Consider the following 20,470-nt stretch of genomic DNA (forward strand, 5'->3'; position numbering starts at 1 on the left):
AACTATATAAAAATAATGAAAACAAAAAAATCACTTTTAATATTATTACTAGCATCATTTATAGCAGTATTAGCTACATCTTGCGACTCCAAGGACTCTTCTCAACCTGATGAGAATCCATTTGATAGCAAAGAGATGCTATATCATGTATGGGTACCAATTAATTCAGAAACCGCCATGGGGGGAGATAACTTCATCGTTCACGCCCGTAAAGATCTCACCACAGGTACCATTAATTCACAGGGTGCAGGTAAAGATGTCTCAACAGTATTGAATGCTTATTTTATCGTCAAGGATAGAAATTACTACACCATAAATAAGGCAAAGCAATTTGCGATGTATGACTCAAAACTAAATGAAGTCAAAAAGATCCCGATGCCAAACATCAAGGAACGCTTCTTCTGCCATGCCTGGATTAATGACAATACACTTGTATTGATGGGCTCAAATGGAGAGAAGGACGCAGTCAACTGGGTTAAGATTGACACCAAGAAGATGAGAATTTTGTCTGAGGGTATCTTGGCTCTAAAAGCCCCTGCTGACGACGAAAAAATCAGCTCATCAGGAATGCTTGCATATCGTAAGAACGATAATAAGCTGATGTACACCTATGAATACAAAGCAAAGAAAGGAATGCTTTCTAAAAACCATCAATTTCATCTGGCGTTCATCAACCCCGAAGATATGAGTATCGAAAAGGTGGTGACTGAAAACCGTGCTGAATTTATGGCTTCAACTGCTTATGGTGAGCTACGTCAAGATAAATCCTTTATGACTAAGAATGGGGATTATTACATCGCATGTAACTCAACATACGAAGGTGCAAGCTCTTATACTCAGCAGCATGGTGCCTTATTGAGAGTAAACGCTGGAGAGATGGACTTTGATAAGACTTACAATGGTTATACCGCCGAAAGGGGTAAAATTATCACGGTGAATAACTTATTCAATGGGAAAGCTCTGCTTTATATGCAAGATCCAGTCTTCGCTACCCCTGATAATCCTGAATGGAATCACAAAACAAATCCTTATGTATTCTATTGGATTGTGTTGGACTTAAAGACAGGAGAGTATCATCACCTCAAGGATATTCCTTTCTCTGCAGGTAATTTCTCACAGTTAGCAGTGATTTATCGTAACAAAGCATATATCGGTACAAATGCCTCTGATGGGACAACAAAAATTTATATCTATGATATAAATACTGGGAAAGTTAGCCAAGGTTCTAACCTTGCAGAAGGCTTCAAGGTGGAACGTCTAGTACTTCTAGAGGACGAAAAGTAATCTTGATATGATGCGGATTATTCGCAAAGTACATGCATTTTTGGGAGCTTTGCTCTCTCTACTTTTTTTGATATGGTTCCTGTCTGGATTTATGATGATGTTCACATCATTTCCTCGACTCGGAGGTAAAGACGCGAAACATAAGACTGAGATTGATGGAGAGGGATTGCCTTCCATAGAAAAAATTCTGAGTTGCTTGCCTGAAGGTGAGCAACTCAGCTCATTTAGGCTCACAACCATCGAAGATAAGCCTGTACTAGATTTAAAGACGCCTAATGCACACTATCTTCTCAGTGCTGATTCTTTATTAAAACCTATTGAAAGCAAGGTCAGTGGTGAGTGGATCATCTCTTATGCTGAACGTTGGAGTAGCTATCCTATTATGGGCATAGACACACTACGGACATTAGATGCTTGGACACCATACTCTTCTCTAAAAAAGGAATTGCCTATATATCGTTTTAGATATTCAGATCCAAAGAAAACGTATCTTTATATCTCTTCAAAAAGTGGAGAGCCTCTACAAACCTGCACTAAAACGCAGAGGATTAAATCATCGTTAGGAACAATTCCTCACATGTTATATTTCTGGCAACTGCGTCAAAATAGAGATTTGTGGTTATTGATAGTAAGTATCTTAGCTGGACTCGGTGCGATCATGACCTTGACTGGACTGATTGTGGGAGTACAGGTCTATGTTCAAAAGTATAAAAGAAGTGGACAACTAAGGTCTCCATACAAAAAGAAGGCATACAAATGGCATCATATCTTTGGGACTATATTTGGCTTTTTTGTGATGATGTTTGCTTTAAGTGGTATGATGTCTCTGAATGACCTGCCCGAATGGATGGTAAAGCAACACAATCCACACCTCAAGAATGAGATCCGAAAGAAAGACAAACTCGAGATTCAGTCATTCCTCGCGTCGGATTACAGAGACCTCATGAAGCTAAAGAACGTCCAAGAGATCACTTTTCAACAGTTTGCACAGACTCCTTACTTTATCGTTATTCACTCTGGAGAGGAGAGCCAATATAGACTCTCTTCTGATGGAAAGATCACACCACTATTCTTTTCTGAAGATGAGGTTAAAAAAAGAATCGCAAGACATTTAGACTCCACGATGGAGATAGAATTGATGCAAGAATATGATAACTATTACTGTAGTACCAGTGGAAAATCGGAATTACCAATATATCGTATTAAGGCGAATGACCCCGATAAGAGTATCATATATGTCAGTCCAACGACTGGATACACTAGGTATTATAACACATCGGGAAGAGTCAAAAAATGGATTTATCCAGCTTTTCATAGCTTAAGATTTAAATTTTTTGCAAATCATCCAACTTTCCGAATGGTACTAATGATGATTTTAGTCCTTGGAGGAAGCATAGTTTCAGCTACTGGCGTCTGGATGGGTATAAAATACTATTATAGAGCTTATCGTCGAATGAGCAAACGTAAGAGATAAGACATTTTATACTATATGCTCATCTATAAATTTTCAGGCTTCTATCTCATAAAGAAATAGAAGCCTGCAATTTTTTTTAGTTCCTACGCTAGCTAATTATACTTACAATAGTTAACTCGTAGAAATTAAGTATTTCTATCACTTCTTATTCTCATTCAAAGAAGTTTTAAGGTCTTTAAAGAAGGGCTTAACAAATACCCAGCCCACTGATACTACAAATCCTAGAAGGATAAATACGAATATAATAAACCCTCTTCTTGGAGCACTTTTTTCGTGAGGTACCACAACTGGGTCAATAACCGTAAGCACAGGTGCTGATTCTTTAACCGAAATCTTAGACTGCTCAAGTTGCTTTGCCAATTCATTATACACCGTATAAGCAACATCATACTCCGCACTTAATCTCCGCTGTGTAGCTTGAGCGGTAGCAGTAGCTAGATTACGATTGGCATCTTGGAATGTAGCAAGCCTACTTTGCTTCTCCATAAAATCCTTATGTGCTCTGTCATAACTTTCTTGTACAAACTCAAGATTGTCTTGCTGCTTTTGGCTCTTATATCTCGTAACATAACGTTCCAGTGTCAAATATAGATTTTCAGCTATAGCAGCAGTTGCTTCGGGTTCAGAAAAACTATAGCCTAAGGTTATATAACCATCTTTCTCATTATAGCTGAAAGATATATTGTCGTTAATGACCGATAAAACGCTTCTTTCTTTCTCAGATATGGAGATTGTATTATTAGTAGTACTATCATGTTGAATTACATCTGAGCTACTATCGGACTTCCTTAATGAAGAAAAAATCAATCCTGGTAAACCAATGGTATATTTCTTAATGCCTCCTATTATATTTACAGGCTGATACTCTTTATTAGTATAGTAGTCATAAAGAGAAATGGTATGCCCTGATGATTTCTCTACAACTATGGGAGTATTCATAATATCTTTTCGGAAAGGGACACTCTTGATAATTTGCGGATACACAGAAGGCGAAAGAGATTCTCCAGAAGCTGATGAACCCAAATTGGCACCCATCATTGATGCAATACCGCCCAAACTTCCACCATTTCCCTTTGCTCCAGACTGTGGGACCAGAATAGACTGAGATGTATAAGATACAGGAGAAGTGAAAGCCACAAATATCCCTATCAACGTAAAGATGCCTGTAAAGATTAAAATGAACTTACGTTGCAGCCAGACCTTACCAATCAGTTCTTTTATATCAATCTCTTCTTCATACCTATCCTCGCCATATGCTTTTGACTTATAATATGGATCAGACGTATTTAAATTATCATTCATAACTCCAAACTAAATAAAAAGAGATTAACTTACTTGAATATATTCAATAAGACCATTGCAAGAGTAGCTACGGAAGTTGTCATTCCTAAAATAGACTGCACTGACATAGGCTCTCTATCAGGCTTTTCAGGAACGATAATCTCGCAACCTGGCTCTATCTTTGCCCATCTTCCTGCAGAGACCTTCCCATTCATATATACTACATATGGCTTATTCTTCATCGCTAAGCGAGAGTAGCCACCAGCTTGCTTAACATACCCATATAAAGACATCCCTTTCTTGTAAGTCACAGTATTAGGATATAGGACACCTCCAGAAATCTTGACAGTCCCTGAATAAGTAGGGATCGTTAAGACATCACCTGCTTGCAAAATAAGGTCATCATCTCCACCTGGATTCTCCAGTGCTTTTTCTAAATTGATTCCAACATACTGCGTAGAGAAGTTAGGACCTGTTTCTAACATCGTTGAATCCTTTTCTACTTTTGTACTGGCCTCAATAGCTTGTAGTGCACGAGCTTTCTCCTCTTCTGTTAATCGTCTCATTAATTTAGCACCCTTAATATAAGCATTATCTTTCAAGCCTCCAGCTCTTTCAATAATCGAAGATAGGCGTTCATCCTTGGACTTCTTGGCATACTGACCAGCAAATAAAACTTCGCCTTGCACATAAATATTCTCTTGCACTTCATAACTTGGAGACTTACGTACAACCACTTGATCATATGGCTTGAGCGTAAATTCTTTCACATCCTTAGTCATTAATCCGTCCTTCAAAGAGAGATTAAAAACTTCACTTGTACTACTAGATGTCGTAATACCTGAAGGGTCTTTTATTCGACGATAAACATCAACTCTAGCAGTTGAAGCGGCCTCAGTAAGTCCTCCTGCTCTTAAAATAATATCCTCTACAGAAAGGTTATCAGCATAACTATATTCACCTGGGTTACGGACCTGACCACCGACATATACTGTATAACTATCTTCCAGGTTCAATACTGATGGCACATATAGACGGTCATTCTTTTTCAATTTTATATCTGGCACTTTATTGGACATAAGAGCCACAAGATCAATAGACTCTACTGTAGTTGTAAGGTCTTCATTCTCACGATAAAGAAGTGCTCTATACAAATAAGCATCTCCAGTGGTCCCTTGTGCTATTTTCAAAAGGTCCTTTAGAGTCTGTACCTCACTTCCGATGGCATATTTTCCAGGACGATATACAGCACCTGTGATTTCAATAGAATTAGAATACTCATTTAAAATATCTCCAACCTCTACGATATCTCCATCTTTTAAATTAAAGTGCTTATACTGAGAGCTATTAACCGTGAAAGACTCCATACCATCATCCCCTTTACGATCGAGAGATACGTTCTTCTTAAATGCTTTTCCGGCAAAACCACCAGCAAAGCGTATCAAATCATTAAGCGTTTCATCCTCACGCATCTCGTATCTCATGGGACGCTTAACTTCTCCTTTAATCTGAGCTAAAATACCATAAGGATTGATTTTGACAATATCACCATCTTTCAAACTAATATCCTTCATATTATTACCATTCATTAAGTAATCATATAGGTCAATAGTCTCGATAGCTCTACCATTTCTATAAACTTGAATATTACGCAAACTACCTATAGAGTTTGGTCCTCCGGCTGAATAAAGAGCATGAAAAGCGGTAGCAAATGAAGTTAAGGTATATGTCCCAGGTTGAACAACTTCCCCCATAACATTCACTTTAATAGTACGTGTATTTCCAACAGAGACAGCTAAAAAGGTATATGGATCAGAAGAATCTAAGTCAGAGTAGATAATAGAAAACGCATCTCGAATACGAGCAGTAGCTCGTTCTACACTCATGCCACTAACCTCTATTCTACCCAATCCAGATACGTTAATATAACCATCAGGAGCAATCACTGTATTGACATTCAATTCAGAATCTCCCCAAACATCAATAATAATTTCATCTCCAGGACCAAGAATATAGTTGGCTGGTGTGGGCATATTCATGTTAGGAGCAAAGGTAAGAGATGACTGACTAAAAAAGTCGTATCCAAATACACGCATCGGCTTAGGCATATTCTCTTGGGGATTATTATCTATGGTTTTTGCAACTGAAGTCACATCATTCATTTCAGAACGTATCCCCTGAGTATTATCTTTAATGGTTGTTACTGGCGACACATTAAAATCAGAACCCTCATACTTCGCTCTAATACGTTGTAACTGAGCCATGGACACACCTTTCTTAGTCAACTCCTGGAATATTTGTGTCTGTGACATCCCTGCTTCTTTATAACGCTTTGCTTCTATCAGAACCTGATCATCGCTGATCTGTCCAAAGACATTGGCACTAGCTAATAGAAGTAGCCCTACAAACAGTACAATTTTCTTATACATATTACTTTTATTTGAAAATTTAATCCAATAAATACTTGCAAAATTAAAGATTTATATCTATTACTGCAAGCCATTAAAATATTTATAGCTAAACTTAATAAGGATTGTTGATAAACAAAATAAATATCTCTTTTTTCAGATGATCAATCCCTTTCTTAATATCTCTCCCACATCAATCTTAGGCTGAAATAAATCATATTATACACGATGTCTAAAAAAGAGAATAACCCCCATTTTAAATATATTCTAAAAATCTATAAAAAAAGGGTATGCCCCACAACGAATCCTAACGCTGTATGGTCATACCCTTTCACTGATGTTTATAATATATTCTTTTTTACTATTTATTCGTCATAATGTGCAGGACGTGCTTATCTGTCTCAGTCATCGCATCACGCCCTATACTGGTTAGATTATCAATACTGCGGTCTATGTCGTCATCAACCACACCCTCATTGCTAGTTACCACCTTTTGTTCCATAGCTAATAGAGACGAGAGCATTGCAGAGCTAACACCGCTAGTTACCTTAAGACTACAACTAGGCTTAGCACCATCACAGATCATACCAGTCAGATTCCCAACCATGTTCTTCACCGCAAAGCCTATCTGCTCACGTGAACCACCCATCAAATAAGTTATGCCGCATGCACTCCCTGTAGAGGCCACAACACATCCACATAGGGCAGAGAGACGTCCAAGCTTTTGCTTGATATAAATGACCATTAAGTTACTAAGCATCAGAGCTCGGATCTTCTTTTCTTCGCTCACTTGTTCATCTTCGGCAAAGCTCAATACAGGAAGTGTGGCTGTAATACCCTGATTACCACTACCAGAGTTACTCATCACGGTCACAGGTGCTCCATCCATACGAACATCACAAGCTGCACTAGTAGCAGAGAGGAGATGTGTATAAGTGGTATCTCCCAAATATTTTTTACCTAGGTCTCCACGAATCATACGCCCCACACCATGACCATACTCACCCTTCATTGAGAAGTCTGAAGCATTTTTATTCAATCTAGCTGCCTCCAAAATAAAATCGATTTCTGAAAGTGGCATCTGCGTTGCAAAGTCATAGACCATATCGAAAGTAAGAGGCACTTCGGGTCCTTCGTACGAAGCACTTCCAGCTGTTGTGTCTGAATCATGCACACACTGTGCCTGTACAGCACCATCCACTTGAAGTGCTTTACCATCAAGCATTAACGACTTTAAGGAAGTATGAACGTGCTCTATTATGGCTACAGCTTTATGCCCCTCTTCATCCTCCAAGGTAGCTTCGATATAGAGCTTGTCCACATCGCCTACCTTCAATGAGATGTCTATAATGCCATCCTCTACCATCTTCTTCGCTACCTCAAATTGCTCTGGTGTAAAACCATCTAGGACCTTAAGCTCCTTCTTCGGGTCAGCTATGACAGCTCCTAAAGCAACCGCAATAGGTAAGCCTATCATTCCGGTCCCTGGTATCCCTACGCCCATAGCATTTTTCAGGATATTGGCACTTAGGTCTAGACGAATAGATTGAACTTTCCCAGGTAAAATATGAGCTGCGTATGCGGTGGTCAATGCGACAGCAACTGGTTCAGTGCATCCGGTTGCGGGAACCACTTCACGATGCACCATCTTGATAATATCTAGTTGGACTTGTCTATCCATACAACTTTAGTATTGGTTAATGTATTATTTTTTTATGTTCACACAAAGGTACTCTCTTTAGTCCTATTCAGCAAATCATAACACAGCAAATACAGATTACCATGCTTAGCAAGAATAGCACACAACTATCTTGTATTTGGAACAGTGTGGCACTTTGAAAGGCTCTTGAAAGAAACAGAGTAAAATCCAATCAAAAAACACAAGAAAAAGTCACGTAATGCACTGAAATAAAACAACAAACAAAATATATTAAAACGTAACCAAGGGTATTGCTTCTAAGAAATAAAGGCAAGTAAAAATTAAGTTATATGAAACGGACGCGTTGCCTATAGGAAAAAAATATTTATCCTATATGAAGGAGAACTGTTTCCTATAGGATGAATTTACCCTGCATAATAAGAGGAGATTCGGAATGTTCTCTAACAATTCGTTATCTTGCATTCAACCTAAAAATGACAGCACATGTATAGACTAAAGGTTTCCACACTCTAGCATAAAATGCCATCTAATACAGGTCATTCTAATTGGTACGATCATAATTAATATGGACTATTTTCTATGCACTAAATTTGTAATTTTATTATTGATATCCTCATGGATTTTATCAGTTGCCCCCATTCCACTCTTGTTATTAAGAAATAAAAGCACTAAATTTGTGTGCTTTTGAAAAAGTTGAGTATGCTTGCAACTAACCTATTAGTACTGCGGAACCACTAAATCAACGACTGAAAGCACTATGACCATTGGATTAAGAACACCCCATCTGATTAGCATATAGAACCACCAACGAGGGCTTATATATCTAAGAAACTGAATAATAGACACTCCCTTATTATTCTTCAAGCGAAAGGAGACCTATATTCTTAATAGAAACATGATCATAGACCGATATTGAACATATTTTCTAACTGTTTATTTTATTATTTTTGGAATGGAGAATACGACTGATTCCAAAGAGTTACACTCTACAAAGACTGCCACAACTCTAAAAAAACGAAAATCTGTGGTGCCAAAAGGATTGACATGTTTGATACTGGTCTTTGCTTTATTTGGAGGTATAGGCCATGTAATGGGCGTAGCCCCAATGCTGAATACCATCATGCATACAGCACATGATTTGTTGCTCAATACCTGTTTTTACTTGATGGCCATCTGTGTTCTCACTGGTGCTCTGGGTAAGATCTTTGTAGAATTTGGCGTAGTAGATTTAATTGAAAAACTACTGAGACCTCTGATGAAACCGGTATTTAGACTTCCTGGAGTTGCCTCACTTGGTGCAGTGCTAACATTTTTATCTGATAATCCAGCCATCATAACCCTATCACAGGACAAGCACTTTAGTAGCTATTTCAAGAAATATCAGTACATCTCACTCACAAACTTTGGAACGGCTTTCGGTATGGGGCTTATTGTCATAGTCTTTATGCTGGGATATGGATATTTTATCGAGCCACTGATTGGTTTCTTTGGAGCTTGTGTCGGATGCGTAGTATCAACTCGTTTGATGCAACATTTCGTATTAAAGGCCTATCCTCAGTACCTCACCGAGGATGCCGTGGACGAAACCCACTTCAGGGGCTGTCTTGAGTCAGAAGAGCAGAAAGAGAGCTCAATATTCCTACGGGTCTTGAATTCACTATTAGATGGTGGTAAGTCTGGAGTAGAAGTAGGGGTCTCAATCATCCCTGGTGTTTTGATTATCTCTACTCTTGTCATGATTCTAACTTTCGGGCCATCCTCAGACGGGTCCTTTACTGGGCAGGCTTATGAGGGAATTGCGATACTTCCAGATCTTGCTGGTAAGTTAGATTGGCTGTTGGGACCTCTATTCGGATTCACTGATCCTCACCAGATCGCCTTCCCTATCACAGCTCTTGGAGCTGTAGGAGCTGCCCTTAGTCTGGTCCCTAACTTTGTAGCCGAAGGTTGGATTGATGGTAATGCGATTGCAGTATTTACAGGTATCGGCATGTGTTGGAGTGGATTTTTGAGCACTCATACAGCGATGCTTGATGCCATTGGCTACCGAGAGTTGACCTCCAAGGCCTTCCTCTCACACACTATTGGGGGTCTTGCGGCAGCTTTAGTTGCTCATTGGGGCATTTTATTGTATTACTGGATAATCTTTTAGAGAAGCATATCTGCTTTGTAACTAAGGGAACATCTTTAGTATTTGACTTGCCGATGATAATGCATCTCCTTCATAAGGAATAGAGCCTAGCATTTTATCGCACCAAAGTTTATTACCTGATTTTTGATAAGCTTTGTCGTAATATCCAAGTGCGATCCGAACGGCCTCTGATAAGTTACCATCCACGACCGCTGCTTTTGCTTTATCACAGGCTTCATGTCCTAATCGTCTGCGAATTTTATCGAAGGCAGTCAGTAGGTATTCCTGATTCAGGCCCCCATACTGCTTTACGATGAGGTCAATTCGTATCTCTATGGGGGTCTCAAGCCTTATCCTGCCAGCTTGCTTCATAAGGTCAAAGAGGGGATCAGGTACTTCTCTGGAGCCTACCTTTTTGCTCTCAGACTCTAAGAAAATAGGGCGGTCAAGATCAAAAGATGAGAGTTTTTCAATCAAAAGACAGGCGATCATCTCATTTGATCTCTGCTGAGCCACGCCAGGGATATTCCCAAAGGCGGAACCGTGGTGCTGTGCGATACCTTCAAGGTCTATCACCTGCCCACCTAACTGCTCTAGAGCCTCTAAGACGATGGTCTTCCCACTTCCTGTCGGTCCTTCGAGCAGCACTAGGTTCTTTATACGACTACAAAACTCAGGTAATAGAGCCTTATAGCTCTTAAATCCCCCTGGTCTAACCCTTACATTAAGTCCATAGAATCCCAATAACCACGCAACAGATGCACTACGCATACCTCCTCTAGCACAGTACAGCTCCACCTCATCTGACTGATATTGGCCCATCAGTTGGGTCGTTTGCCTTACCATATCACTCATGCGTGGCCCTACATAACTCAGACCTAGCAATATAGCTTCTTCGCGTGACACTTGCTTATATGTGGTGCCGACATTGGCACGCTCTTCATCTGTAAATAGGGGTAAGTTCAGAGCCCCTGGTATGTGTGCCTCTTCGTATTCACTGGGTGTCCTAACATCCAGTAGAAGCACTTTAGATCTCTTTATATCATTCATATATTTATGCTAGCAAGAGCGACGTATCATAAAGTATGGACTCTCATTTCAGAGTCAATCTTCACGAACAAATTAAGTATCAAGAAACAGAGTACCTATACCTCGAAATTATTCCATAGGCACTCTGAAAACATTCTACCTATACCTCTGAAACACACTATAGGTAGTTCAATATAGTCTGTAACCCTTAATACAGTGAGTAATCTATAATCTAAATGTTCTGATCCGTCAGCCCTATTTATACTACTCTCTATCAAACAAAGATAAGTTGTTTTTCGTACATTTGCATATAATAAAGAGTATATTTTTTCGATACGAGATATAATGGCAATAGAAATTGACACTCGAGGTAAACTTTGTCCACTACCTTTAATCCTATTTAGGCAAGGACTAGCGGCACATCCTGAGGAAACGACATTCGTAATTTTAACTGACAACCCCACCTCATGTGGTAATCTTAAAGATTTTATCACAGATTATGGCTTTGACTTTTCAGAGGAAACAAAGGATAGCTTTACAACCCTTACGGTAGAGGTTACACCTGATGCTAGAACTAAGAAAAGAAATACAGCGATCAATAATAACGAGCCAAGAAAAGAGACCTCGGAAGGGGTAACCATTCAGATAGAAAAGAATAGAATGGGAGAGGGTGCTGATGAACTTGGTGAAGTACTCATCCTAGCATTTCTTAACGCCCTACTAGGAGCTGAACGTTTACCAAAAGAAGTTATTTGCTATAACTCTGGCGTACTACTTGCTCTTAAGGGGACTCCAACAGCGGAGAAACTGATGGAGCTTGAGAAGAAAGGTGTAAAGATTATCCTGTGTGGTACCTGCGTTGATTACTACGAGGTTAAAAACGAATTAGCCCTTGGACAAATCACCAATATGCTCACAATATACGAGCACTTATCAGCTGCGTCCAGAATTGTAAAGCCATAAATCAACCGATACGTGTATGCTCACTGAGCCTGATACCATATACTTAGATAATGCCTCAACTAGCTACCCAAAGCCCAATGCTGTGCATGAGGTGCTAGCCCATTACTATGATAAGCCTATCGGCTCATACGGGAGAAATGGCGACCTAAACACTATTCGGACCGCAGGTGTGATAGAAGACCTTCGTGATTTACTAGCCTCGAAAATTGGAGCTGATGGACTGGGGAGCCACATGATATTCACCCATAATTCCACTGATGGTATCAATAGGGTGTTAAATGGACTTCCTCCTCTACAGCCTCATGAAGTAGTGATATCACCTATGGAGCACAACTCCGTAACTCGGCCTCTATATGCTAAGCTTAGAGGACAGTCGCCCCTTATCTTACCTCATTTAACTGATGGAGGTATTAATATAGAGATGCTATATGAGTTTCTGGAAGAGTGTAAGAAGTCAACATCTATAAAGCTGGTAATCCTCAATGAGATGAGTAATGTTAATGGCGTTACTCAGCCTATTGCTGAGGTTATAAAGACTTTTAGAGAGGCCTTCCCAGAAAGTCAAATTCTTATAGATGCATCACAATCTTTTCCTTACACTCAGCCACTCCTCACACAACTTCTGCCTGACTTCCTTGTGATGACAGGCCATAAGGGTAGTCTGGGTCCGACAGGTACAGGTGCCTTATTTATTCTGCATCCTGAATCCCTCACTCCTTCTGTTCAAGGAGGTAATGGCTATCGCTCGGAAGAGCAAGCCATCTCCCCATATATGCCAGACCGTTTCGAAGCAGGCACGCTTAATATGCTTGGGCTAACTGCTTGGTATGCAGCATTAACGAGCTTAGAGAGCATACATATCGAGAGAGAGGTGTGGCTAGAGCATCTCATAAAGGTTAAGTCTATCCCAGGGATTAAGGTATATTCATCCAATGACTCTGAGACACAGGGACCGCTATACTCAATACGTTCTGAAAAGTTTACACCCTCACAACTAGGTGATCAGCTGATGCACCGCTACCACATTTCTACCCGTAGTGGTTTGCATTGTGCCCCATTAGCACATCGTTCATTAGGTACGCTTCCCGAAGGCACCACACGTATCTCTATCTCAGCACTCACCCCTAATTCATACCTAGAGACGCTTTACCAATCGCTTTATGAACTACATCAATGATAGATTTATCATCGTCTTTGCAACCACTAGGGCCTTTATACAAGGCGAAAAACGGGTTAAAGAGATTCCACACCAAATCATAAACACCCCACGTAGTCTGTACGATCAATGTGGTATGTGTCTCTGTTTTTCAGAAGAGCTTCGCTCGGAGGTGGAAAAACTACTACCATGTGATAGTGAAGACCTTATATATATGCAAGCACCAGATAACGAAAATGAATAAAGATATAATATTAGACTTATTAGAGGAGTGTAGCTATGGCGGCTGTTCGGCTAAGGTTGATCCAGCAGAGCTTGCCACTCTACTATCTGATATACCGCTCCCGGTATCTCCTAATCTACTTGTTGGGACCTCTACTCATGATGATGCGGGAGTATATAAGGTTAACGATGACCTTGCACTCATCTTTACAACGGACTTTTTTCCACCAATGGTTTCGGACCCATACACTTTTGGTCGGATAGCAGCAACGAATGCTCTTAGTGACATCTACGCAATGGGAGGAATGCCACTCCTTTCGCTTAATTTGATGCATTACCCAGCTTCACGACTTCCATTAGAAGGGATGAAGCAGATTCTGCTAGGTGGTCAGAGTGCTATTGATGAGAGTGGTGCTCTTACTGTCGGGGGGCATACCATTGAGGATGATACACCACAATATGGTTTAGCTGTGGTAGGGACAGTTCACCCAGATGAAGTCATCACTAATGATGGAGCCAAAGCTGGAGACCTCCTTATCCTCACTAAGCCACTGGGTATCGGGACACTCATTGCTGGACATCGTCTGGAATTGGCAAAGGATACTGATTATGAAAGAGCATTACACTCCATGATGCAACTCAACAAAGGGGGCATGGAGGTAATGAAAAAATACGGTATAAAGGGTGCAACGGATGTAACAGGCTTTGGGTTAGCTGGTCATGGACTCGAATTGGCACAAGCGTCTGATGTGAAGATAGAGCTTTACGCTGAGGCGATACCCTCACTTGATGGGGTTATTGAGTTACTTGACACAGGCTGTATCCCTGGCGCTGCTTTTCGTAATCTTAAATACGTGGGTGAAGAATTATCTCGCCATGCCAACCCTTCAATTAATTATCTAATCACTGACGCACAAACATCTGGCGGACTACTAATGAGTGTGCCTTATGATAAGGCCTCAGCCATCCTCAGTGACCTGAAAGAATCTGGCTATCACAAAGCAGCTATCATAGGCGAAGTAAAGGAGTACTCAGAAAAAATTGACACTGCTCGTATCATCGTCAAATAAATATACATAACGACCGAACCATAGTATTATCCATATGTTCTATGGTGTCGGTTATATATTAAGAATGACTTCTCAACCCTAACAATTTCGCAATTATTAAGGGTATTGGACGCTAAATGAGACATAGATGCTAAGGCTAAAGTCATAGAAAACACATCAATACACGTGACTAAAACTGGGATACAGAAAGCGACACGTAGAACTCTCTCTAATTCCCAATTGAGTTATGAAGCAATAAAAAAGAGCCAGAGTAGTTTCGGTCAAAAGACCCTACTCTGGCTCCATTTCTTAAAAAAGTCGTGGAGGAGGTATTACTTCTTACGAGGTTTCAAACCCTTGAAGAAGTCGTTGCCCTTATCATCAACTAGGATGAAAGCAGGGAAATCTTCCACCTCAATCTTCCATATAGCTTCCATGCCTAATTCTGGATACTCAAGGACCTCAACATTCTTGATGCTCTCTTGTGCTAAAATAGCTGCAGGACCACCAATACTTCCCAAGTAAAAGCCTCCGTATTTCTTACATGCATCGGTTACCTGCTGACTCCTATTCCCCTTAGCTATCATAATCATGCTACCATCATGACTTTGGAAAAGATCGACATAAGGATCCATTCTCCCTGCTGTAGTAGGACCAAATGAGCCTGAAGGCATACCCTCTGGTGTTTTGGCTGGACCAGCATAATAGATAGGATGATCCTTGATGTATTGTGGTAGTCCCTCTCCCTTTTCAATTCTCTCTTTAAGTTTGGCGTGTGCAATATCACGACCAACGATAATAGTACCAGATAGAGATAGACGGGTAGAGACAGGATATTGACTCAACTGTGCCAGAATCTCACTCATCGGTCTATTCAGATCTACCTTGACAGTTTGGCCCTCCAACCCTTCTCGGTACTCTTCTGGGATGAGACGTGCTGGGTTAGTTTCCATCTTCTCAATCCAAATACCCTCTTTATTAATCTTGGTTTTGATATTTCTATCGGCAGAGCAACTAACACCTATACCTACAGGAACGGATGCTCCATGCCTTGGGAGACGGATCACCCGAACATCATGAGCAAAGTATTTTCCACCAAACTGTGCTCCTATCCCAATATTATGGGCCTCTTCTAATAAGCGCTCTTCGAGCTCGATGTCTCTGAATGCATGTCCTAATTCATTTCCTGTAGTTGGAAGCTCGTCATAATACTTAGCACTAGCCAGCTTAACCGTCTTCAGGTTAGCTTCAGCGGATGTACCGCCTATAACAAATGCTAAGTGGTATGGAGGGCAAGCAGCAGTTCCGAGCGATTTCATCTTCTCAACTAAGAAAGGGATCAATGTTTCGGGATTGAGGATGGCCTTGGTTTCTTGATACAGATAGGTCTTATTAGCAGAGCCTCCACCCTTAGCCATACATAGGAAGTGATACTCATCCCCTTGAGTAGCCATAAGATCAATCTGTGCAGGTAGATTGGTGCCAGTATTAACCTCCTCAAACATACTTAGAGGTGCGTTTTGAGAATATCTCAGATTATCCTCCTGATATGTATCATAAATACCGTGAGATATTGCTTCTGCATCATCAAAGTTTGTCCAAACTCGCTGTCCTTTCTTTCCTAAAACAATGGCCGTACCGGTATCCTGGCAGATAGGCAAGCGTCCTTTAGCACTTACTTCAGCATTTCTAAGAAAAGTAAGAGCTACGAACTTATCATTTTCTGATGACTCTGGATCATTGAGTACCTTTAGGACCTTTTTTTGATGATCTTCACGAAGATAAAAATTGACATCGTGGAAGGCTTGCTTAGCCATTTGCCTAATTCCTTCGTAATCTACTTTTAAGATAGTTTCGCCTTCAAAGGTACTACATTGGACATGTTGATCAGTGAGTAAATAATACTCTGTACGATCTTCATCCATTGGGAACATTTCTTGATATTTAAATTCTTTACCAGCCATTTTATTTTACTTTGATGTTATAACTACGAATAATGAATACCAAATTTACCACGAATAGTTCTTATGAACAATATTTTGTTTCGGAAGGAGGTTGTACAACAACTAAAGCGAGAGGGTATGCAGCTGCATGCCCTCTCGCTTTATATGATATGAAATAATCAAAATTATTTCTTGTAATCATAGAATCCGATACCAGTCTTTCTACCTAAAAGGTTAGCACGAACCATCTTACGAAGTAATGGATGTGGACGATATTTATCATCTCCAAATTCGCTATGAAGAACTTCCATAATAGCAAGGCAGACATCCAGACCAATCAAGTCAGCTAATGCTAGTGGTCCCATAGGATGTCCAGCACCTAGCTTCATAGCTTCGTCAACCTCTTCTTTGGTCGCTACACCCTCAGCATACGCAGCAATACCTTCATTAACCATAGGTATCAGAAGACGGTTTACCAAGAATCCAGGTGCCTCTGTTACTTGCACAGGTACCTTATTAATTTTTTGGGAAAGCTCTGAAATAAATTCATAGACTGAATCTGAAGTCAATTGTCCTCTAATTACCTCTACCAACTTTAATACTGGTACAGGATTAAAGAAGTGCATACCAATCACTTTATCAGGACGATTAGTACATGCAGCTATCTCAGTAATAGATAATGAAGATGTATTGGATGCTAAGATACAATCAGGCTGGCAGATCTCATCTAGCTCTGTAAAGATTTGCCTCTTTAATTCCATATCCTCTGCTACGGCTTCGATAACAAGGCCACAATCTTTGACATCATTTATAGATAAAGTAGTAGTGATGCGACTTAGGATTTGATCTTTATCGTCCTCACTCATCTTTCCCTTAGAAACCAATCGTGACAAGCTACGATCAATATTACCTTTAGCACGATCAAGAGCCTCTTCTCGGCGGCCTTTCATAACCACATCAAATCCACCTTGAGCAAATGCTTGAGCAATACCATTGCCCATTGTTCCATTTCCGATAATTGCAATTTTCATATCTCTCATTAAATATTAGTGTTAAACAAAAACATCATTCTTTGAATTATTAATACTGTAAGCTTATGGTACAGTAGTGTCATCGATTCGAAAACCAATTCATAAAAGGTCATCGATTAAAAGTGCCCTCTTCTGGGCAAGTTTGATGGACGAGAGGCTACCCATAAATTTACCTGTGTCAGTAGGCTAAGTGAATGCACCTATCTTTATTTTTGGAAATCAGGTTTCCTATTTTCAAGGAAAGCCTCCATCCCTTCTTTTTGTTCCTTAGAGGAAAAGCAGTAACTGAAAAGATAGTTCTCAATAGCGATACCAGTGTCGATGTCAGCCTGCATACCACGTTGGATAGCTTGCTTTGATGCAGCTACCGCAAAAGGTGATTTCGAAGAAATCTCTTCTGCTAATGCTCTTACTGTAGGCAAGAGTTCTTCAGCTCGAACAACCTTATTAACCAAACCAATGGCCAAGGCTTCTTCGGCTTTTATAACGCGTGCAGTGAATATTAATTCTGAAGCTACACCAGTTCCGACAAGTCTAGGAAGGCGTTGAGTACCACTGAATCCTGGCGAAATACCAAGCCCAACCTCTGGCTGACCAAACTTAGCTTTATCCGATGCATATCTAATATCACATGCCATCGCTAATTCACACCCACCACCTAGAGCAAAGCCATTAACTGCTGCTATAACTGGTATAGGGAGCAGCTCTATCTGACGAAAGACACGTGCACCTTTTTGTCCAAAGGCAAGTGCCTCTTCAGGAGAAAACTGGCTCATCTCTGATATATCAGCTCCTGCTACAAATGAACGTCCTGCACCAGTCAAAATCAAAACATGTATAGAAGAATCCTTTGAGACTTCCTCTAGGGCCATGGACAATTCATTGAGCACCTCTGTTGAAAGTGCATTCAGAGCCTTAGGACGATTAAGGGTGAGGGTACATATAGTACCACTCACCTCTTTGATAATAGTCTTGAACTCACTCATAACAAGTGTAATTATTTCTTTTTTGCCTGTACGGCTTTAACCTTTTCGGTCAGAATAGGTAACACCTTATGAAGGTCTGCAACCACTCCTAGGTCTGCAACCTGGAATATTGGAGCAAATTTATCCTTATTAATAGCAATAATAAATTCAGAATCCTCCATACCTGCAAGGTGCTGGATAGCACCAGAGATACCAGCTGCTATATATAGGTCAGGGCGAACAGTTTTACCAGTCTGTCCCACCTGTCTTTCATGCCCTATGATACCAGCATCAACCATCGCACGTGACGAGGAGACTTCTGCATGTAGTACGTCTGCGAGATCAACCAGCTTAGAGAATCCGCCCTGAGTCCCGACACCACGACCACCAGATACAAGGACATTTGCCTCTGTAATATCAACAAGGGTGCTTTCCTCACGTTCCTTACGGATGAGACGTACCTTATTACATTTCTCGACGTCAAACTTCACATTAACAATGACCACCTCGCCTTTGCGATTTGGGTCACTTTCACGACGACGCATTACCCCTGGACGTACTGTAGACATCTGAGGACGATGCTCAGTACACATAATGGTTGCCATGAGGTTACCACCAAATGCAGGACGAGTCATCATAAGTTCACGCTCCTCACTCATCTCTAGAGAAGTACAGTCAGCTGTAAGTCCTGTATGAAGACGAGCAGATAGACGTGGTCCTAAATCACGACCGATGGTAGTAGCACCTAGAAGAAAAATCTCTGGCTTGTACTCATTCACAATTTGAGTCACCGCCTCAGCATAAGCCTCAGTGGTGTAATCCTTAACCATCTCATCATCAACAACCAACACCCTATCAGCACCAGCTGCAATCAAAGTATTAGTTAAATCACTGATATTATGTCCGATAAGGACTGCGGTCACTTGTTCATTAATAGAATCTGCAAGCTCACGAGCCTTTCCGATCAACTCAAAAGCCACATTTTGTATAACGCCTTCGCGCTGTTCAGCAAAGACCTGAATTCCTTTATAGTTTTCCATTTGTTGTTCCTTTCAGCTTAAATGATGAACTTCTCTTTCATTTTCTCCAAAATAAGATCTGCTGCCTCTTCAGGAGTTAAGTCTTCATGGAGGGTACCCATCGCTTTAGCACCCTTAGTAAAAGACTTACGTACACGTGTTGGAGAGCCTTTCAATCCAAGACGAGTAACATCTACTTCAAAGCTATCAGCTGTAAGAGTTATAACCTCCTTATCAAATGCAGTCATGATATCAGCTACATTCATATAGCGAGGTTCATACGCAGAAGCAAGGAACGTAAGCATACATGGCAGTTCAACCTCAAATACTTCATGCCCCTCCTCTACGTTCTTATATACTGTAAGCTTCTTATCACCATCAAACTCCACCTTCTCAACGTAAGTAACCTGAGGAAGATCCAATTGCTCAGCAATCTGTGGTCCTACTTGTGCAGTATCACCATCAATAGCTTGACGACCAGCCAATACAATATCATAATCGATAGACTTAAGTGCTTGAGACAGAGTATAACTAGTTGCTAATGTATCAGCACCACCAAATCTCCGGTCTGTAACAAGATATCCCTTATCACAACCCATAGCAAAAGCCTCACGAATGACAGCTGTTGCTTGTGGTGGTCCCATAGTAATAACACTTACTTCTGCACCATATTTGTCCTTAAATTGCAGTGCCTGCTCGAGTGCACCCTTATCATCAGGGTTCATAATGCTTGGAACACCTTCACGTATTAGGGTCCCCTTTACTGGATCTAACTTGATCTCAGTAGTATCTGGTACTTGCTTGATGCAAACAATGATTTTCATATCTAATAAATTTTCCTTCTAAAAAATAATC

16 protein-coding genes are annotated in these 20,470 nt (G+C 40.5%); 7 read left to right on the forward strand and 9 right to left on the reverse strand.

Annotation, left to right across the window (positions count from 1 at the left end):
* Positions 1-15 precede the first annotated feature (15 nt).
* Both QYZ87_02100 and QYZ87_02105 read left to right on the forward strand, forming a co-directional pair.
* A complete protein-coding gene (locus QYZ87_02100; protein ID MDN4753328.1) occupies positions 16-1,284 on the forward strand; it encodes a hypothetical protein in 1,269 nt (422 codons plus the stop codon).
* A gap of 7 nt (positions 1,285-1,291) precedes the next feature.
* Positions 1,292-2,758 (forward strand): PepSY domain-containing protein, encoded by a 1,467-nt coding sequence (locus QYZ87_02105; GenBank protein MDN4753329.1) that lies wholly within the window; start codon positions 1,292-1,294, stop codon positions 2,756-2,758.
* A 138-nt stretch (positions 2,759-2,896) separates the two neighbouring features.
* On the opposite strand, the gene QYZ87_02110 is transcribed toward QYZ87_02105, so the two are convergent.
* The 3 genes from QYZ87_02110 to QYZ87_02120 form a co-directional block, all read right to left on the reverse strand.
* Positions 2,897-4,060 carry a Wzz/FepE/Etk N-terminal domain-containing protein gene (locus QYZ87_02110; GenBank protein ID MDN4753330.1) on the reverse strand — a complete coding sequence of 388 codons (1,164 nt, stop codon included), beginning with the start codon at positions 4,058-4,060 and terminating at the stop codon, positions 2,897-2,899.
* A gap of 29 nt (positions 4,061-4,089) precedes the next feature.
* The gene (locus QYZ87_02115) at positions 4,090-6,468 is read right to left on the reverse strand and encodes an SLBB domain-containing protein (protein MDN4753331.1); all 2,379 of its coding nucleotides are present in this window, start codon (positions 6,466-6,468) and stop codon (positions 4,090-4,092) included.
* A 340-nt stretch (positions 6,469-6,808) separates the two neighbouring features.
* Entirely contained in the window at positions 6,809-8,128 is a 1,320-nt protein-coding gene (locus tag QYZ87_02120; GenBank protein ID MDN4753332.1) for an L-serine ammonia-lyase, iron-sulfur-dependent, subunit alpha, read from the reverse strand.
* 931 nt (positions 8,129-9,059) lie between these two features.
* Here QYZ87_02120 and QYZ87_02125 point away from each other — a divergent pair.
* Positions 9,060-10,259 carry a nucleoside recognition domain-containing protein gene (locus QYZ87_02125; protein MDN4753333.1) on the forward strand — a complete coding sequence of 400 codons (1,200 nt, stop codon included), beginning with the start codon at positions 9,060-9,062 and terminating at the stop codon, positions 10,257-10,259.
* 21 nt (positions 10,260-10,280) lie between these two features.
* Here QYZ87_02125 and mnmH read toward each other — a convergent pair whose 3' ends face one another.
* Positions 10,281-11,288 carry a tRNA 2-selenouridine(34) synthase MnmH gene (mnmH, locus tag QYZ87_02130; GenBank protein MDN4753334.1) on the reverse strand — a complete coding sequence of 336 codons (1,008 nt, stop codon included), beginning with the start codon at positions 11,286-11,288 and terminating at the stop codon, positions 10,281-10,283.
* Between the two features lie 324 nt (positions 11,289-11,612).
* Here mnmH and yedF point away from each other — a divergent pair, with 324 nt between their 5' ends.
* Genes yedF through selD form a run of 4 tightly spaced genes read left to right on the forward strand, consistent with a single transcriptional unit; the run spans position 11,613 to position 14,678 of the window.
* On the forward strand, positions 11,613-12,230 hold the full coding sequence (yedF, locus tag QYZ87_02135; GenBank protein MDN4753335.1) for a sulfurtransferase-like selenium metabolism protein YedF: 618 nt from the start codon (positions 11,613-11,615) through the stop codon (positions 12,228-12,230).
* A 16-nt stretch (positions 12,231-12,246) separates the two neighbouring features.
* Positions 12,247-13,407, forward strand: coding sequence for an aminotransferase class V-fold PLP-dependent enzyme (locus QYZ87_02140; GenBank protein ID MDN4753336.1), 1,161 nt, complete (start codon positions 12,247-12,249; stop codon positions 13,405-13,407).
* A complete protein-coding gene (locus QYZ87_02145) occupies positions 13,391-13,630 on the forward strand; it encodes a DUF3343 domain-containing protein (protein MDN4753337.1) in 240 nt (79 codons plus the stop codon). Before QYZ87_02140 ends, QYZ87_02145 begins: the two co-directional genes overlap by 17 nt.
* Positions 13,623-14,678 (forward strand): selenide, water dikinase SelD, encoded by a 1,056-nt coding sequence (gene selD, locus QYZ87_02150; protein ID MDN4753338.1) that lies wholly within the window; start codon positions 13,623-13,625, stop codon positions 14,676-14,678. The genes QYZ87_02145 and selD overlap by 8 nt, the downstream gene beginning before the upstream one ends.
* A gap of 311 nt (positions 14,679-14,989) precedes the next feature.
* On the opposite strand, the gene QYZ87_02155 is transcribed toward selD, so the two are convergent.
* From QYZ87_02155 to QYZ87_02175, 5 genes are all read right to left on the reverse strand, one after another.
* Positions 14,990-16,621, reverse strand: coding sequence for a fumarate hydratase (locus QYZ87_02155; protein ID MDN4753339.1), 1,632 nt, complete (start codon positions 16,619-16,621; stop codon positions 14,990-14,992).
* Positions 16,622-16,785: 164 nt separating this feature from the next.
* Entirely contained in the window at positions 16,786-17,631 is an 846-nt protein-coding gene (locus QYZ87_02160) for a 3-hydroxybutyryl-CoA dehydrogenase (protein MDN4753340.1), read from the reverse strand.
* 206 nt (positions 17,632-17,837) lie between these two features.
* Positions 17,838-18,617, reverse strand: a complete 780-nt coding sequence (locus tag QYZ87_02165) for an enoyl-CoA hydratase-related protein (protein MDN4753341.1) — start codon at positions 18,615-18,617, stop codon at positions 17,838-17,840.
* An 11-nt stretch (positions 18,618-18,628) separates the two neighbouring features.
* Positions 18,629-19,636: an electron transfer flavoprotein subunit alpha/FixB family protein gene (locus QYZ87_02170; protein ID MDN4753342.1), complete on the reverse strand. Its 1,008-nt coding sequence runs from the start codon at positions 19,634-19,636 to the stop codon at positions 18,629-18,631.
* A 17-nt stretch (positions 19,637-19,653) separates the two neighbouring features.
* Positions 19,654-20,439, reverse strand: a complete 786-nt coding sequence (locus tag QYZ87_02175; GenBank protein ID MDN4753343.1) for an electron transfer flavoprotein subunit beta/FixA family protein — start codon at positions 20,437-20,439, stop codon at positions 19,654-19,656.
* Positions 20,440-20,470 lie beyond the last annotated feature (31 nt).

Source organism: Porphyromonadaceae bacterium W3.11 (genome assembly GCA_030434245.1).
Taxonomy (GTDB): Bacteria; Bacteroidota; Bacteroidia; order Bacteroidales; family Porphyromonadaceae; genus Porphyromonas_A.

Excerpts from the sequence above, each read along its gene's own strand:
- QYZ87_02100 (MDN4753328.1), top strand. The coding sequence starts at position 16 with ATGAAAACAAAAAAATCACTTTTAATATTATTACTAGCATCATTTATA.
- QYZ87_02105 (MDN4753329.1), top strand. The coding sequence starts at position 1,292 with ATGATGCGGATTATTCGCAAAGTACATGCATTTTTGGGAGCTTTGCTC.
- QYZ87_02110 (MDN4753330.1), bottom strand. The coding sequence starts at position 4,060 with ATGAATGATAATTTAAATACGTCTGATCCATATTATAAGTCAAAAGCA.
- QYZ87_02115 (MDN4753331.1), bottom strand. The coding sequence starts at position 6,468 with ATGTATAAGAAAATTGTACTGTTTGTAGGGCTACTTCTATTAGCTAGT.
- QYZ87_02120 (MDN4753332.1), bottom strand. The coding sequence starts at position 8,128 with ATGGATAGACAAGTCCAACTAGATATTATCAAGATGGTGCATCGTGAA.
- QYZ87_02125 (MDN4753333.1), top strand. The coding sequence starts at position 9,060 with ATGGAGAATACGACTGATTCCAAAGAGTTACACTCTACAAAGACTGCC.
- mnmH (MDN4753334.1), bottom strand. The coding sequence starts at position 11,288 with ATGAATGATATAAAGAGATCTAAAGTGCTTCTACTGGATGTTAGGACA.
- yedF (MDN4753335.1), top strand. The coding sequence starts at position 11,613 with ATGGCAATAGAAATTGACACTCGAGGTAAACTTTGTCCACTACCTTTA.
- QYZ87_02140 (MDN4753336.1), top strand. The coding sequence starts at position 12,247 with ATGCTCACTGAGCCTGATACCATATACTTAGATAATGCCTCAACTAGC.
- QYZ87_02145 (MDN4753337.1), top strand. The coding sequence starts at position 13,391 with ATGAACTACATCAATGATAGATTTATCATCGTCTTTGCAACCACTAGG.
- selD (MDN4753338.1), top strand. The coding sequence starts at position 13,623 with ATGAATAAAGATATAATATTAGACTTATTAGAGGAGTGTAGCTATGGC.
- QYZ87_02155 (MDN4753339.1), bottom strand. The coding sequence starts at position 16,621 with ATGGCTGGTAAAGAATTTAAATATCAAGAAATGTTCCCAATGGATGAA.
- QYZ87_02160 (MDN4753340.1), bottom strand. The coding sequence starts at position 17,631 with ATGAAAATTGCAATTATCGGAAATGGAACAATGGGCAATGGTATTGCT.
- QYZ87_02165 (MDN4753341.1), bottom strand. The coding sequence starts at position 18,617 with ATGAGTGAGTTCAAGACTATTATCAAAGAGGTGAGTGGTACTATATGT.
- QYZ87_02170 (MDN4753342.1), bottom strand. The coding sequence starts at position 19,636 with ATGGAAAACTATAAAGGAATTCAGGTCTTTGCTGAACAGCGCGAAGGC.
- QYZ87_02175 (MDN4753343.1), bottom strand. The coding sequence starts at position 20,439 with ATGAAAATCATTGTTTGCATCAAGCAAGTACCAGATACTACTGAGATC.